Source organism: Streptomyces sp. NPDC051243, from assembly GCF_044455405.1.
Lineage (GTDB): Bacteria > Actinomycetota > Actinomycetes > Streptomycetales > Streptomycetaceae > Streptomyces.
This window is the reverse complement of record NZ_JBITES010000016.1, coordinates 39,898-55,229: the sequence shown is the minus strand read 5'-3', so window position 1 is coordinate 55,229 and position 15,332 is coordinate 39,898. Positions and strand designations below refer to the sequence as shown.

The window sequence follows — 15,332 nt, the reverse complement described above, 5'->3', positions numbered from 1 at the left end:
CCCGGGTCAGGCGGTCGCCTTCTCGATCTCCCGCGGCTTGAGTTCCGCGTTCTCCAGTACGTCCTTCAGGTGCCCCTCGACGACCGGCAGCACCTCGTCGATCGTGACGTCACGGCCGAGCTCGGCGGCCAGCGAGGCGACCCCCGCGTCGCGGATGCCGCACGGGATGATCTTGTCGAACCACTTGTTGTCCGGGTTCACGTTCAGTGCGAAGCCGTGCATGGTCACGCCCTTGGCGACCCGGATGCCGATCGCCGCGATCTTGCGGTCCTCGCGCCGCTGGCCGGCGTTGGACGGGGCATACTCGGGGCCGTTCAGGCGCGGGTCGAACTCCTCGTCGGCGAGGCGGGGGTCGAAGTCCAGCGCGAGCCCGCCGAGCGCCGGGCGCTGCTCCACCGGATCGCCGAGGACCCATACGCCGCTGCGTCCCTCGACGCGCGTGGTCTGCAGCCCGAACTCCGCGCAGGTGCGGATCAGGGCCTCCTCCAGGCGCCGTACGTGCGCCACGACGTCCACCGGGCGCGGGAGCTTCTGGATCGGGTAGCCGACCAGCTGGCCCGGGCCGTGCCAGGTGATCTTGCCGCCGCGGTCCACGTCGACGACCGGGGTGCCGTCCAGGGGCCGCTCGTTGTCCGCCGTGCGCCGGCCCGCCGTGTACACCGGAGGGTGTTCGAGCAGCAGGACCGTGTCGGGGATCCGGTCCTCGAACCGCGCCGCGTGCACCCGGCGCTGTTCGTCCCACGCCTCCTGGTACTCGACCGCGTCCGCGCCGAATCCCATGCGGACGAACCGCAACTCACTCACGGCAAGCGCCTCCCTCGAAGCACCGGAAAGTCGTAAGGCACAAAGCGTGCCTACGCCACTGTACGACCGGCTCGTTCGAGTGAGGCCGGTCGGCCCGCGTCAGCTCAGTAGGGCAATCCTCACACGATCGGATGAATAGGCGGCGAAATGTGCGATCGACTGTTTACTCTCCGCTACATTCGCGCCGTTCGGGCAGGCCAAAAGGGCTGCTCACCGGCAATCCGGGCGCTCGGCGGCCGTATGGCCATGCGAGGCCCGAAAGGCAGGAGACCGCACCGCAGATGACGGAACGACCCGCGCAGCGCACTCCCAACCGACAGCTCGCCGCGCTCATCGCAGAAGCGGGATTCTCCAACGCGGGTCTCGCCCGCCGTGTGGACCAGCTCGGACTGGAACACGGGCTTGATCTGAGATACGACAAGACATCGGTCACCCGCTGGCTGCGCGGGCAGCAGCCGCGCGGCACCACCCCGGCCCTCATCGCCGAGGTCTTCACCCGCCGCCTCGGCCGCCGGCTCTCCGCCCAGGACCTGGGCCTCGACGCCTGCGCCCCGGTGTACGCGGGACTGGAGTTCGCCGCGACCCCCGAGGAGGCCGTCGACATCGTCAGCGGCCTGTGGCGCAAGGACTCCGGCAGCCATGCCGAGCTGCGCAAGATCGCCTTCACTCCGGCGGGGCTCGTCGTGCCCAGCCGGGACTGGCTGATCGGCCGGGCCGACGAGAAGGTCGCCCGCGGCGAACCGCTCACGCGCATCCCGGCGCAGGGCCGCCCGGGCGCCGTACCCCGCCAGCGGGGCCAGGCCGAGCGCGGCCCCGGCCAGAAGGTCACCGGCGGCGACATCGCCGCACTGCGCTCGGTCGGTGAACTGTTCCGCTCCCTCGACGACATGTACGGCGGCGGCCACGCCCGGCAGGCCCTCGTGCGCTATCTGGAGCACGAGTGCGAGCCGATGCTGCGCGGCACCTACGGCGAGCAGACCGGCCGCAAGCTGTTCGCGGCCGCCGCGGACCTGACCAGGCTCGCGGGCTGGACGTCGTTCGACATCGCGGCGCACGGGCTCGCCCAGCGCTACTTCGTGCAGTCGCTGCGCCTCGCACAGGCGGCCGGGGACCGGTCGTACGGCTCCTACGTCCTCGTCACCATGAGCCGCCAGGCCGTCTACCTCGGGCACGGCCGCGAGGCCGTCCAGCTCGCGCGGGTGGCCCAGCAGGGCGTGGGGACCAGCGCGCCCCCGGTTGTGCAAGCCCTGCTGCACGCGTGCGAGGCGCGCGGACACGGCGTACTGGGTGAGGTGCGCGCCTGTACGGCCTCCCTCGTGCGGGCCGAGCGCGCGCTCGAGGCGGCCCGGCCCGGTGACGACGTTCCGTACTGGGCGCGGTTCTTCGACGAGGCGCAGCTCGCGGACGAGTTCGGGCACTGCCACCGGGATCTGCAGCAGTTCCGCGCGGCGGCCCAGCATGCCGAGCGCGCTCTGCAGCTCCGGGCCCCCGCGTATGCCCGTAGCCGCCTCTTCTGCCGCGTTGTGCTCGCCTCCGCGCGGCTGGGTCTCGGCGAACTCGACCAGGCGTGTGCGTTGGGTGCGGAGGCCGCCGGGCAGGCCGCGGAGATGCGGTCGGTGCGGGCGGTCGAGTACGTCAAGGACTTCGAGCGGAGGTTGGAGCCGTATCGGGATGCGGCGCCGGTGCGGGGGTATCGGGACAAGGTCGCGGCGTTTGGGTAGGCCGGAGGAAGCATCGCCGTAACTCCGGCAGGTTGTGTGCCGTGTGCGGGTTCGTTGTGGCTGGTCGCTCCCCCAAGTTCGTCGACTTCGCTCGAACAGGGGGGACCCCCATCGCGGGGGAGCCGCATATCGAAACAGCTCCGCGCCCCTGGGGGCGTTTCAGGCAGCCGCGCGTAATGGTTCCGCCCGGTGCAGCGAGCCCGCCGCCCCCAGATCCGTCAGGATCGCCGAGGCGGCCCGGTGGGCCGAGTGCAGGGCTCCCTGGACCGTGCTGGTGTCGCGGTGGTCGCCGCACACGTACAGGCCCGCCAGCAGGCGCACCGGGCGGCGCAGGTCGTGGGGTGGGCGCATGGCCGGGACGGCCTCCGGGGTGTGCTGCACCGCGAGTGTTTCCCAGCGTGCCGTGGAGGTGCCGTAGAGGCGGGACAGGTGCATGCGTACGGCCGTGTCGATGTCGGGTGGCGGGGTGCCCAGGACCGTCGAGGAGACCAGGGCCCGGCCGGCCGGGGCGCGGCTCGGGTCGACCTGGCTGATCACCGCCGTATGGGCGACCGGACCGCTCCGGTCGGCGTCGAGCAGGAGCGAGGCGCCGGTCGCGGGCGGTTCGTCGGTGGTGTGGTGGACGACCGTCACCGGGTGGAAGTCCGGTACGCGCAGGCCCGGCAGGAGTTCGGCGGCGGTTCGCGCGTCCGTCGCCAGGAGGACGGCCCGGCACCGTATCTCGCCGTGCTCCGCAGTGGTCACCGACGTCGTGGCGACCGATGTGACCCGCACGCCGGTGTGCACGGTCCCGGGCGGCAGCGCCCGGGCCAGCAGCTCCGGCAGTGCCTCGGCGCCGCCCTCGGGCAGGCACAGGCGCCCGCTCGCGAAGGCGCGCAGGGCGAGATCCGCGCACCGGCTGGACGTCGTCAGCTCCGGGTCGCACAACAGCGCGGCCAGCAGCGGTCGCAGGAAGCCGTCGATCGTCCGCGCGGGCACGCCCCGCTCGGCGAGGGCCTGCGCGGCCGGTGACTCCGGGCGGGCCAGCAGCCGCTCGACGGGCGCGGAGGCGAGGCGGGCCAGCGCGGCGCCGAGCCGGGCCTGGTCCACGGCGGTACCGAGCGGGGCGCTCGCGCGTCCCCTCGGCAGGGATGCCTGCCCCGGGACGCCCCGACCGGACCCCGGCCGAGGGGCGCTCGCGAGGGCGCGCACCGCGTGAAGTGCGCCCCTCGCGCGCCGTGCGCTCATGGTGCTCGGCACCACGCCCGCGCGGTGCCGGCGTCCGTCGCTGTGCAGCAGGACACCCGGTGCGAAGGGGCGCAGCGCGAGTGCGTCGAGTCCGGGCGTCAGGCGTAGTTCGGGATACGCCGTCGACAGCAGCTGGCCGATCCGGTCGAGCCGGAACCCGTCGATCTTCTCGGTCGACATTCGGCCGCCCGCGCAAGGGGCGGCCTCCAGGACCGCGGTCGTTACTCCTGCGCTGGTCAGCCGATGTGCCGCGGAGAGTCCGGCGACCCCGGCTCCCACGATGACGACGTCCGCCTGGTACGCGGGCTCAAGCACGTGCCCCTCCTCGAGGTTGCGCGGCCGGTGGAGACGTCATGCCCCCAACAGGCTCCGGGGATACCCGAGTTCGGCACGAGGTTAGGGCCGTGATCGGTCAGGAACAGTCGCGCACGAGCAGAGCACGGTCGCACGGTGGTCGCATGCGGGCAGGAGTGGGCTCTTCCGTTACGCCGCCCGGATCGCCCCCTCGATCTCCGGGAACGCGAAGGTGAACCCCGACTCCAACAGCCTGGTGGGCACCACCCGTTGGCTGCCGAGCACGTCCCCGGCCATTTCGCCGAGCACGGTCCGCAGCACCGGCGCGGGAACCGTGAAGAGTGTCGGCCGGTGCAGCACCCGGCCCATCGCCTCGGTGATCTCACGGTTCGTCAGCGGATGCGGGGCGGTCACATTGAACGGTCCCGACAGGTCGTCCCGGTCGATCAGATGCCGGATGGCGGCCACCTCGTCGTGCAGCGAGACGAAGGACCAGTACTGCCGCCCGTTCCCCATCCGCCCGCCGAGGCCCGCCTTGAACAGCGGGAACAGCCGTCCCCAGGCCCCGCCCTGCCGCGCCACCACGAGTCCCGTGCGCGGGAACACCGTCCGCACGCCTGCCTCCCGCGCGGGCGCCGCCGCGCCCTCCCAGTCGACGACCAGCGAGGGCAGGAAGCCCTCCCCGGGCGGCGCGCTCTCGTCGACGGTCCGCTCGCCGGTCTCGCCGTAGTAGCCGATCGCGCTGCCGTTGACGAAGACCCGCGGCCGCTCCTCCGGCTTCAGTGAGGCCATGGCCTGCGCCAGCGCCGCCGTGCCCAGCACCCGGCCGGACCGCAGCTTCGCCTTGTACGACTCGGTCCAGCGGCGCGAACCCACGTTCGCCCCCGCCAGATTGACCACCGCGTCACATCCGGCGAGCCCCGCCGCGTCCACGGACCCGCCCTCCGGGTCCCACCGCACTTCATCCCTGGACCTGGGGGCGCGGCGTACGAGCCGTACGACCTGGTGACCGTCGGCGAGCAGGGAGCGCACCAGGGCGCTGCCGATGAGTCCCGAGGAGCCGGCCACGGCAATCCTTGAAAGTTCCATGACTGCATCCTGCCTCTCACCGCGTAAAACCCCGGTCGGGTTCCCGGTCCCGGGTCATAGGGTGGCGCTCATGCCCGAGCCCCACCAGTCGCCGCTGCCGTCGCCGTCGCCGTACATACGCATCGCCCTGCCGGACGACGAGGAGGAGCTCTCCGTCCTCGACCGCAGCACGTGGTCGCAGCTGCACGCGGTCATGCCGAAGCCCCAGCCGCCCTACCGGCCGTTCTTCGACGAACGCCACGTCCCCGACGACTATCTGGTCGCCGAGCTCGACCGCCGCATCGTCGGCTACATCCGCCTCGCCTTGCCCACCCCGCTCGCGTCCAACGCGCATGTGCGGCAGATCCAGGGTCTCGCCGTCGCCGACGAGGCGCGGGGCCGTGGCGTCGGGCGGGCTCTGATCCGCGCGGCCGTCGAGGAGGCCCGGCGCAGGGGCGCCCGGCGCATGACCCTGCGCGTCCTCGGCCACAACGCACCGGCGCGCAAGCTGTACGAGTCCGAGGGGTTTGTCGTGGAGGGGGTGCTGCCGGAGGAGTTCTTCCTGGGCGGGGAGTACGTGGACGACGTGATCATGGGGCGCAGGATCTGAGCCGTACACCCCGGCAGGTGGGTCAGGACGTGACGAGATCCCCCGTGTCCACCGCCGCTGTCGCGTTCGCCGCGCGCCTCGCGTCGCCCGCGACCTCCGCCGCCGTCAGGACGTAGCCGGTCTCGGCGTCGGAGGTGGAGCGGGCGAAGACGACGCCGAACACCTTGCCGTCGGTGGTGAGCAGCGGGCCGCCGGAGTTGCCGGGGCGGACGGTGGAGCGGATCGAGTAGATCTCGCGGGTGACGGTGTCGTCGTTGTAGATGTTCTGGCCGGTCGCCCGTACGCGGTTCGCGACCGTCGCCGCCTGCAGGTTCAGGTCGCCGTCCTCCGGGTAGCCCGCGACGACGGCCGAGTCGCCGCGGTCGGCGTCGTCGTCGAACGGCAGGACGGGGGCGCGCAGGTCGGGCACGTACAGCACGGCCACGTCCCGGTCCGGGTCGAAGAGCACCACCCGGGACTCGTACGACCGCCCGACGCCGCCTATCCGCACGCTGGGCTCGTCGATGCCGGCCACCACGTGGGCGTTGGTCATCACGTGCCGCGGCGCGTAGACGAAGCCGCTGCCCTCGCGGCCCTGGTTGCCCGAGACGCCCTCGATCTTGACGGTGCTGAGCTTGGCGGCGTTCGTCGCGGCCGCCGTGACGCTGTCGCCGGTGGGCTTCGCGACCTCGGCCGTCGACTCGTTCTCGAAGGGGTTGAAGACCTGCGGGAAGCCGGCCTCGGTGAGCGCGGAGGTGGCTCGCGAGAACCAGGCCGGGGTGGTGTCGGGCATCGCGTCCTGCACGGTGCCGAGCAGCCGGGAGTCCCGGATGGCGGAGGTGAGCAGCGGTGAGGAGGACGCGGCGAGCACACTGGCCGCCACCCAGGCCACGATCAGCACGGCCACCGAGTTGGCCACGGCCCCGCCGACCCCGTCGGCCACTCTGAGCGGTCCCCGGTCCAGCTCCCGGCGCAGCCGCAGCGCCAGCCGCCCCGCGAACTCGTGCACGAGCACCGCCGGGACCAGCACCGTGAGCACCGCGGTCACGGTCGCCTGGGTCGTGCCCGCTTCGACCAGGTCCATCATCCACGGCAGGATCCACACGCCGATCACCGCGCCGCCGACGAAGCCGGCCAGCGAGACGCAGCCGGCGACCAGTCCGCGCCGGTAGCCGGACGCCGCGTAGGCCAGGATCACCAGCAACAGCAGGATGTCGAGCAGGTCCACGGAGCCGCCTTTCTCTCGGACCCCCTAGTACGCGCGGAAAGCGCCCGTTGATCACCGCACACACGCGTGCCGCAGGGAACCGGCCACGCAGCGTGCACCTGGAGAAACGCCCTGGACCGGGACGATGGTTCCACCGGGTGGCACAGCACACATCGCGGGCGGACCGGATCCGTCGGACAGTAGGACCATGCGTGCCTTCCGACGGGTCACCCGACGGGTCTTCCGGAGAACGCGGGGGAGACGAAGACCACGTGCCGTACGAATACCTTGGGCTGCGCGGGCATCGGGGCCTGAGGGGCTGGGGACTGCGCGGCCGTCGGGGGCCGAGGGGGTCGGGACTGAGCGGCCTTCAGGGGCCCACCGGGCCGGGACGGCGCGGCCGTCGGCGGCTGAGGGCGCGGCGGAGGTTGCGATCGGGCCGGGCGACGGCGGGGTGGGCGAGGCCTGGCCCGGGCCGGGATCGGGTGACGGGCGGATGGGCGAGGCCGGACCCGGGCCGGGTGGTGCGCGAGGCGGGGGGCGCGTGGGCGGGGAGCCCTCCACCGGCCGACGACTGCGAAGCCGCCCCCGGCTCTCCACCGCCCGGCACCGCCGAAACCGGCGGCAACCTCCTGCCGGTCGGCACTTGCGGACCGGGCCACAGCACCCCACAGGCCGACGCCTCCGCCCCCGGCCGTCCACCGGCGGGCGTCTCCGAAGCCGTCCCCAGCCGGCCACTGTCCGGCGCCTGCGGACCCGCCTCCAGTCATCCACCGTCCGGCGCCTGCGGACCCGTCTCCAACGTCCCAGCGTCCGGCGCCTGCGAACCCGCCTCCAGCCTCCCAGCGTCCGGCGCCTGCGGACCCGCCTCCAGCCTCCCAGCGTCCGGCGCCTGCGGACCCGTCTCCAGCCTCCCAGCGTCCGACGCCTGCGAACCCGTCCCCAACCACCCACCGGCCGCCCCGTCCCCGCGGCCCTTCTCATGCTCCTCGCCTGTCTCCCCGGTCTCGCCGCCGCCCTCGCGCTGGTGCTCTGCGCGAGCGGGGTCGAGCGGACGGTCGCGGCGGCCGGGCGGGCGGTGGAGGCACGGCCGGCCGCCTCTCACCAGGCGCCCCGGCCGGACATCGTGCCGAGGTCGGCATGGCTGGATCAGGGCAGCCGACGCGCCCAGCCGCCCCCGCGCTACGACGACAGCGTCGTCGCCGTCTTCGTCCACCACACCGACTCGCCCAACAGCTACGACTGCGCCGACGTGCCCCGCATCATCCGCTACCTGTACGCCGGCCAGACCGGCTCCCGCGACTGGGACGACATCGGCTACAACTTCCTCGTCGACCGCTGCGGCACCATCTACGAGGGCCGTGCGGGAGGCGTCGACCGGGCCGTCACCGGCGCCCACACCCAGGGCTTCAACCACCGCACCACCGGCATCGCCGCCCTCGGCACCTTCATGGCCGGCGTCGACGTACCGAAGCCCATGGCCGAGTCGATCGCCGCGCTGGCCGCGTGGAAGCTGGGGCTGTCCGACACCGACCCGCGTGCGAAGGTCCGCCTGACCTCCAGCAACAGCCACAGCCGCTACGCCTCCGGCACGACCGCCACGCTCCCCGCCCTCGCCGGCCACGACGACGGCTACATGACCAGCTGCCCGGGCGCCGCCCTCTCCGCCCGCCTCCCCGAGATCAGACAGCTGGCGGCACACCTCCAGGGCAGAACCACCTGACCGGCGGCGGCACCACGGCGGAGCCCTTCGCGGCTGGGGTGCACACATCTCCCTGCTGCCGCGGATACCCCCGGCTGTCGCGGCCTGACCGCTGCGCCGGCCGTGCGTGACCACTGCCGCCGGCCGCGCGTGACCACTGCCCGAGCCGCCCGCCAACCCCCTGTCCCTGCCGCGCGTCAACCCGGCCCAGGCCCTGGCCGCGCATGACCGCTGCCCCGGCCCCCCCACCGGCCGGCTGCCCAGCCCCACGATGCCTGAGCAAAGCACCACACCCGGCTCGGCCCTCACCTCCGCCCGAGATAAACCCCCAACGCCCGCTGCAACACCTTCCCCTGGCTCCCCACCGGCAGCTCCCACTCCCCGAGGTACTCCACCGCCCGGCCGCCCGTCCCCGTCTTGAAGCGGAGGCGTCCGAGCAGGCGGTCCTCGGTGAGGGTGGGGGTGATGGAGCGCAGGTCGTAGGTCTCGGCGCCCGCCGCCCGCGCGTCGCCCAGCATGCGCCACAACAGCGCGCTGCTGGGGCGCAGTTGCCGGCCCCGGCGGCCGGACGCGGCGTAGGAGTGCCAGCCGCGGGAGCCGACGTTGATCATGAGGGCCGCGGAAAGCACCTCACCGTCGTACTCGGCGAGATACAGCCGCAACCGGTCGTCGTCCTCCGCGTTCAGGGCCTTCCACATGCGCCCGAAGTACTCCAGTGGGCGCGCCTTGAAACCGTCGTGGGCGGCGGTAGCGGTGTACAGGCGGTAGAACTCGGGCAGGTCGGCGGCCGAGCCCCAGGAGACCCGGACGCCCGCCTCCTCGGCAGTGCGCAGGGACTGTTCCCAGTGCGGGGCGAGGGCACCGCGCAGGTCGTCCACCGAGCGCCCCGCCAACGGGATCTCACAGCCGTAGCGCGGCTGACCGAGGCCGAAACCGCTGCCCTCGTCCTCCTCGCACCGCCGCCAGCCGAGGCGTCTCAGGCGCTCCGCGACGTCGAGCGCGTACCCGTCGATGCCGGCCGCGGGCAGATCGCGCAGATGCCGTACGGCGGGGTCGGCGATGCCCGCCGCCACGGTGGCCGCGTCCCAGTGGCGTACGACGAGGGGCGGGCCGATCCGGACCGAGAACGCGCCGATCCGCTTCAGGTGGGCGACGAGCGGGTCCAGCCACCGCTCCAGGCGCGGGGCACGCCAGTCGATCGCGGGTCCGTCGGGGATGTAGGCGAGATAGCGCCTGGTACCGGGCAGCGGCCGGTACAGCACCAGCGCCGTCGCGATCATCGTCTCGCCGTCGAACCAGCCGACGCTCTCCGGCAGCCAGTCGGGCTTCACGTCGCCCCACTCGGGGATCTGGAGATGGCTCGCGTCGGGATACCGCCGCAGATGGGCGAGGTGTTCCGCGCGCGGTATCTCCCGCACGAAGAGGCTGGTCATGGGCAGGGTGCTCCTGGTCGGGGCGGCCACGGTAAGCCGGAGATCACGGAACGGGTCAAGAGACGGGGCGTGAACCTTCCGGACGGGTCCGGTGACGTCGGTCACCAGGGGAAAACGCCTCACAGGTTTCTCGTAGCCGACTCAAGGATCACCCCGAGACAGCCTCCCTATCGTCATGCACACGCACTGACCGGAGGTGGGGATCATGAGCGGCAACAGCAACAGCAACGGCAGTAACAAGCGGGTCTGGACGGTGGTCTGCGCGGTCGCGACCGTCGTCCTGGGCCCGGCCGCCGTCACGGCGTCCGCGCTCGACCAGGCCAACAAGGCCCCGATGTACCACGCGGTGAAGGCCGACCAGATACAGGCGTACATCCCGTCGGAGCCGAGCCGTAGGCGGGCCCTGGCCTGAAACCCGCCCGGTCGGGGCCCGTGGCTCAGTCCTTGAAACGCTCCCAGAGCCTGGGCAGCCGTTCCGCCAGCGCACGTTCGTTCTCGAGGTCGACCGGCGTGCCCGCCGGTTCCGGGGGCGCGGGCGGGATGCCGAGGTCGGGGGCGACCGTGCCGGTGAGCTGTTCGTAGGCCTCGTCGGCCGCGTAGCCGAGTTCCTCGCCGTCGCCGTCGAACTCCTCGTCGAAGTCGTCCAGCAGGTCGGCGAGCGAGTCGGGGTCGTGCACACCGCCCTCGTACACCTCGCGGCCCTGGCCGATCAGCCAGCACCGGAAGAAGTCGAACGCGTCGTCGCTGGCCCCGTCCAGCAGGATCCACGCGGCGGCCCAGAGGTCCCAGGTGTACGCGCGGCTGTAGCGGGCCTCGAAGTGACGGGCGAAGTCCAGGACCATCTCCGGGTCGTCCAGCGCCAGGAGCCGGTCCACCAGCAGGTCCGCCTGCTCCTCGGGGTCGCCCTCGGCGGCCTCCCTGGTTCCGTCGATCAGCTCCCAGAACTCCGTCTCGTCCATCACGGGTCAAGCATCGGCCCTGGGCGGGTGGGGCGCACGTGGAGTGTGGCGGATTGTTATCTGCTTACGCCGCCGTCGTCACTCACGCGCGATACAGCGCCGCCAGTCGTCTCGCGTCGCTCGCGAAACGGGCCCTCAGCGCCTCCGGCGCCAGTACCTCCGCTTCCGGCCCGAGCATCGAGAGCTGGGTGTGGGCGACCTCCTCGGACTCCACGGGGAGGGTCAGCGTGACCCAGCCGTCCCCGTCCGGCGCGTCCGACGCCTCCAGCGCATCCCGCGCGGACTGCGGATCGACGGCGTACGGCAGTCTGCGCGCCCCGTCCGGGGACACCCGCACCACCACCTCGGCCCGCAGGATGGACCGCGCGAACTGCTCCGCCCGCTCGTCCCAGAAGCCGGGCAGATCGAACTCCTCGTCCCGCTCGAACCGCTCGTCACCGGCGGTCACGGCGGTGAACCGGTCGATCCGGTACACCCGGTACGAGTCGTGCCCCGCCACACGGGCGCAGAGGTACCAGACCCCCGCCTTCAGCACGAGCCCGTACGGCTCCAGCTCCCGCTCGACCTCGCCCTCCCCGCGCCGGTACCGGGCCACGATCCGCCGGTCGTCCCACACCGCGTCCGCGACGGCCGGCAGCAGCTCGGGGGTCTTCGGTTCCTTGAACCAGTTCGGGGCGTCGAGATGGAACCGCTGGGCCGCCGTACGGGAGGCGTCGCGCAGGGAGGGCGTCAGGGCCGCCGACACCTTCAGCCGGGCGGCGGAGGCGGCGTCCTCCAGGCCCATCTCCCGCAGCGCCCCCGGAACACCGCTGAGGAACAAGGCCTCGGCCTCACTGCGCCCGAGCCCCGTCAGCCGGGTCCGGTACCCCCCGATGAGCCGGTACCCGCCGGCCCGCCCCCGGTCGGCGTACACCGGAACCCCGGCCTCCGACAGCGCCTGCGCGTCCCGCGTGACAGTCCGCTCGGACACCTCCAGCTCCCGAGCCAACTCGGCGGCGGTCATGGAGGGCCGGGACTGAAGCAACAGCACCATCTTGATCAGCCGGGCAGCACGCATACGGCCATCATGCCGGGGCCCACTGACAACGAAGGGGTACGGCGGTCGCCGTACCCCTTCACCGAGCGTCAGCCCTTACAGCCCGTACTTCTCCCGGGCCTCCTTCACCGCCGTCGCCTTGACCTCGCCCCGCTTCGCGAGCTGGGCCAGGGCCGCGACGACGATCGACTGCGCGTCGACGCCGAAGTGGCGACGGGCCGCCTCGCGGGTGTCGGAGAGGCCGAAGCCGTCGGCGCCGAGGGAGGAGTAGTCCTGCTCGACCCACTGGGCGATCTGGTCCGGGACCTGGCGCATGTAGTCGGAGACCGCCAGCACCGGGCCCTCGGCACCCTGCAGCGCCTGACGGACGTACGGCACCCGCTCCTCGCCCCGCAGCAGCGCCGCGTCCGCCTCCAGGGCGTCCCGGCGCAGCTCCGTCCAGGACGTCGCCGACCAGACGTCGGCAGCGACACCCCACTCCTCGGCGAGCAGCTTCTGCGCCTCCAGCGTCCAGTGGATCGCGGTGCCGGAGCCGAGCAGCTGGATGCGCGGGGCGTTCGCCGCGGCCACGGTCACGCCCGCCGACTCCGCCGTGTTGAAGCGGTACAGGCCCTTGACGATGCCCTCGTCGATGCCGTCCACGGCCGGCTTCGCGGGCTGCGGGAGCGGCTCGTTGTAGACGGTGAGGTAGTAGAAGACGTTCGGGTCCTCACCCGGCGCCGCCTCGCCGTACATGCGACGGAGGCCGTCCTTGACGATCGCCGCGACCTCGTACGCGAACGCCGGGTCGTACGTCAGCGCCGCCGGGTTCGTCGCCGCGATCACCGGCGAGTGACCGTCCGCGTGCTGCAGGCCCTCGCCCGTCAGCGTCGTACGGCCGGCCGTGGCGCCGATGAGGAAGCCGCGGCCGAGCTGGTCGCCGAGCTGCCACATCTGGTCGGCCGTGCGCTGCCAGCCGAACATCGAGTAGAAGATGTAGAACGGGATCATCGCTTCGCCGTGCGTGGAGTACGCGGTGGACGCGGCGATGAAGTCGGCCATCGAACCGGCCTCGGTGATCCCCTCGTTGAGGATCTGGCCGTTCTTGGCCTCCTTGTAGTACATGAGCTGGTCGCGGTCGACCGGCTCGTACGTCTGGCCCTTGGGGGAGTAGATCCCGAGGGACGGGAACAGCGACTCCATGCCGAACGTGCGTGCCTCGTCGGGCACGATCGGCACCCAGCGCTTGCCCGTCTCCTTGTCGCGGACCAGGTCCTTGATGAGGCGGACGAAGGCCATGGTGGTGGCCACGTTCTGGCTGCCCGAGCCCTTGTCGAAGGAGGCGAACGCCTTCTCGGCGGGGGCGGGAAGCGGGGCGACCGGGTGCACGCGGCGGGCCGGGGCCGGACCGCCGAGGGCCGCGCGGCGCTCCTGGAGGTAGCGGACCTCGGGGGAGTCGGCGCCGGGGTGGCCGTAGGGGACCACGCCGTCGGCGAAGTCGCTGTCCTTGATCGGCAGGTCGAGCAGGTCGCGCATCGCCTTGAACTCGTCCACCGACAGCTTCTTCATCTGGTGGTTGGCGTTCTTCGACGCGAAGCCCTCGCCGAGGGTGAAGCCCTTGACCGTCTGCGCCAGGATGACCGTGGGCGCGCCCTTGAACTCGACGGCGGCCTTGTAGGCGGCGTACACCTTGCGGGACTCGTGGCCACCGCGGGAGAGGTGGAAGCACTCCAGGATCTTGTCGTCGCTCAGCAGCTTCGCCATCTCGACGAGCGCCGGGTCCTTGCCGAAGAAGTCCTGGCGGATGTAGGCGGCGTCGCGGGTCTGGTACGTCTGCACCTGCGCGTCGGGTACCTCGCGCAGGCGGCGTACCAGCGCGCCCGTGGTGTCGAGCCGGAACAGCTCGTCCCACGCCGTGCCCCACAGGGTCTTGACGACGTTCCAGCCGGCGCCGCGGAACTGGGCCTCCAGCTCCTGCACGATCTTGAAGTTGGCGCGCACCGGGCCGTCGAGGCGCTGCAGGTTGCAGTTGATGACGAAGGTCAGGTTGTCCAGGCCCTCGCGGGAGGCCAGGGCGAGCGCCGCCGTGGACTCCGGCTCGTCCATCTCGCCGTCGCCGAGGAACGCCCAGACGTGGGAGTTCGAGACGTCCTTGATGCCGCGGTTGGTGAGGTAGCGGTTGAAGCGGGCCTGGTAGATGGCCGACAGCGGGCCGAGGCCCATGGACACCGTCGGGAACTCCCACAGCCAGGGCAGGCGGCGAGGGTGCGGATACGACGGGAGGCCGTTGCCGCCGGACTCCTGGCGGAAGTTGTCGAGGTGCGTCTCGTTGAGACGGCCGTCGAGGAAGGCACGGGCGTAGATGCCGGGGGAGGCGTGGCCCTGGATGTAGAGCTGGTCGCCGGAGCCGTCCCGCTCCTTGCCCTGGAAGAAGTGGTTGAAGCCGGTCTCGTAGAGCCAGGCCGCGGAGGCGAAGGTGGCGATGTGGCCGCCGACGCCGTATTTGCTGCCCCGGGTCACCATGGCGGCCGCGTTCCAGCGGTTCCACGCGGTGATACGGGCTTCCATCGCCTCGTCACCGGGCACGGACGGCTCGGCGGCGGTCGGGATGGTGTTGACGTAGTCGGTCTCGAGGAGCTTGGGCAGCGCGATGCCGGTGCCCTCGGCCCGTTCCAGCGTGCGGCGCATCAGGTATGCGGCGCGGTGCGGGCCCGCCGCCTTGGCGACCGCGTCCAGCGAGGCCTGCCATTCGGCGGTCTCCTCGGGGTCGCGGTCCGGGAGCTGGTCGAGCTCGCTCGGCTGGATGGCGTTGGGGTCGGTCATGTCGCCGCCTTCCTCAGTCGAAGGGGGTTCCCTCATCGGTAAGGGTTCGGGTGTGCCCTTGGTCTTTGGCAGGACAGGGCGGGCGGACTTCGGTGACGGCGTCGTTATGCGACCCCGTCGCGGGTCCGTCGGCGACTGTAACTCCCTGATCGATGATCGATCAAAGGGTAGAAGGCGAAAAGCTGTCGCAGCCGCAAAATTGGCATCCGGTGCCGGGGAATCAGGCACGCGGTGCCGCGTTTTCCCTGCTCAGATGAGTTGTGGGCGGCTAGCCTGGGCGGCTGCCGGGTGACTGGTGAGTAGGGAACGCCTGGAGCGTCGTGGGGTCCGGATGCCGCCGGACGCAGGGAAGGCGGGCGATTTGGATGCCGCCGGACCCGGGGAAGGCGGGGAATCCGGACGCCTGCCGGATCCGTGAACGCCGCCAGATCCGGACACGCGCTGAACGCCGGTGGGATCCGGCCGCTGTCCGCGGATTCGGACCTCGTCG

The 15,332-nt window shown here is 72.2% G+C and carries 12 protein-coding genes; 4 read left to right on the top strand and 8 right to left on the bottom strand.

The genetic code is table 11. The features are described 5' to 3' along the window. Positions 1-6 precede the first annotated feature (6 nt). Positions 7-804, bottom strand: a complete 798-nt coding sequence (lipB, locus tag ACIBAG_RS34485) for a lipoyl(octanoyl) transferase LipB (RefSeq protein ID WP_399110653.1) — start codon at positions 802-804, stop codon at positions 7-9. 281 nt (positions 805-1,085) lie between these two features. Between lipB and ACIBAG_RS34480 the strand changes: the two genes are divergently transcribed. Further along, a complete protein-coding gene (locus ACIBAG_RS34480; RefSeq protein WP_399110651.1) occupies positions 1,086-2,525 on the top strand; it encodes a regulator in 1,440 nt (479 codons plus the stop codon). A gap of 159 nt (positions 2,526-2,684) precedes the next feature. On the opposite strand, the gene ACIBAG_RS34475 is transcribed toward ACIBAG_RS34480, so the two are convergent. Next, positions 2,685-4,067, bottom strand: a complete 1,383-nt coding sequence (locus ACIBAG_RS34475; RefSeq protein ID WP_399110649.1) for an NAD(P)/FAD-dependent oxidoreductase — start codon at positions 4,065-4,067, stop codon at positions 2,685-2,687. A 168-nt stretch (positions 4,068-4,235) separates the two neighbouring features. Beyond that, complete coding sequence (locus ACIBAG_RS34470) at positions 4,236-5,135, bottom strand: TIGR01777 family oxidoreductase (protein WP_399110648.1); 900 nt, start codon at positions 5,133-5,135, stop codon at positions 4,236-4,238. Positions 5,136-5,205: 70 nt separating this feature from the next. On the opposite strand from ACIBAG_RS34470, the gene ACIBAG_RS34465 reads away from it, so the two are divergent. Further along, positions 5,206-5,724, top strand: a complete 519-nt coding sequence (locus ACIBAG_RS34465) for a GNAT family N-acetyltransferase (RefSeq protein WP_399110646.1) — start codon at positions 5,206-5,208, stop codon at positions 5,722-5,724. Positions 5,725-5,746: 22 nt separating this feature from the next. Here the strand turns inward: ACIBAG_RS34465 and ACIBAG_RS34460 are convergent, their stop codons facing one another. After that, the gene (locus ACIBAG_RS34460; protein WP_399110645.1) at positions 5,747-6,931 is read right to left on the bottom strand and encodes a MarP family serine protease; all 1,185 of its coding nucleotides are present in this window, start codon (positions 6,929-6,931) and stop codon (positions 5,747-5,749) included. A 961-nt stretch (positions 6,932-7,892) separates the two neighbouring features. On the opposite strand from ACIBAG_RS34460, the gene ACIBAG_RS34455 reads away from it, so the two are divergent. Then, on the top strand, positions 7,893-8,633 hold the full coding sequence (locus ACIBAG_RS34455; protein WP_399110643.1) for a peptidoglycan recognition protein: 741 nt from the start codon (positions 7,893-7,895) through the stop codon (positions 8,631-8,633). A 284-nt stretch (positions 8,634-8,917) separates the two neighbouring features. Here ACIBAG_RS34455 and ACIBAG_RS34450 read toward each other — a convergent pair whose 3' ends face one another. Further along, positions 8,918-10,045, bottom strand: a complete 1,128-nt coding sequence (locus ACIBAG_RS34450; RefSeq protein WP_399110641.1) for a lipid II:glycine glycyltransferase FemX — start codon at positions 10,043-10,045, stop codon at positions 8,918-8,920. A 205-nt stretch (positions 10,046-10,250) separates the two neighbouring features. Here ACIBAG_RS34450 and ACIBAG_RS34445 point away from each other — a divergent pair, with 205 nt between their 5' ends. After that, positions 10,251-10,457, top strand: a complete 207-nt coding sequence (locus ACIBAG_RS34445) for a hypothetical protein (RefSeq protein ID WP_399110639.1) — start codon at positions 10,251-10,253, stop codon at positions 10,455-10,457. A gap of 25 nt (positions 10,458-10,482) precedes the next feature. Here ACIBAG_RS34445 and ACIBAG_RS34440 read toward each other — a convergent pair whose 3' ends face one another. The 3 genes from ACIBAG_RS34440 to aceE all read right to left on the bottom strand — a co-directional run bounded on the left by ACIBAG_RS34440 (position 10,483) and on the right by aceE (position 14,842). Next, positions 10,483-11,004, bottom strand: coding sequence for a DUF4240 domain-containing protein (locus ACIBAG_RS34440; protein ID WP_399110927.1), 522 nt, complete (start codon positions 11,002-11,004; stop codon positions 10,483-10,485). A gap of 82 nt (positions 11,005-11,086) precedes the next feature. Continuing rightward, complete coding sequence (locus ACIBAG_RS34435) at positions 11,087-12,061, bottom strand: helix-turn-helix transcriptional regulator (RefSeq protein ID WP_399110637.1); 975 nt, start codon at positions 12,059-12,061, stop codon at positions 11,087-11,089. A gap of 75 nt (positions 12,062-12,136) precedes the next feature. Then, complete coding sequence (gene aceE / locus ACIBAG_RS34430) at positions 12,137-14,842, bottom strand: pyruvate dehydrogenase (acetyl-transferring), homodimeric type (protein WP_399110635.1); 2,706 nt, start codon at positions 14,840-14,842, stop codon at positions 12,137-12,139. Between the last annotated feature and the right edge of the window lie 490 nt (positions 14,843-15,332).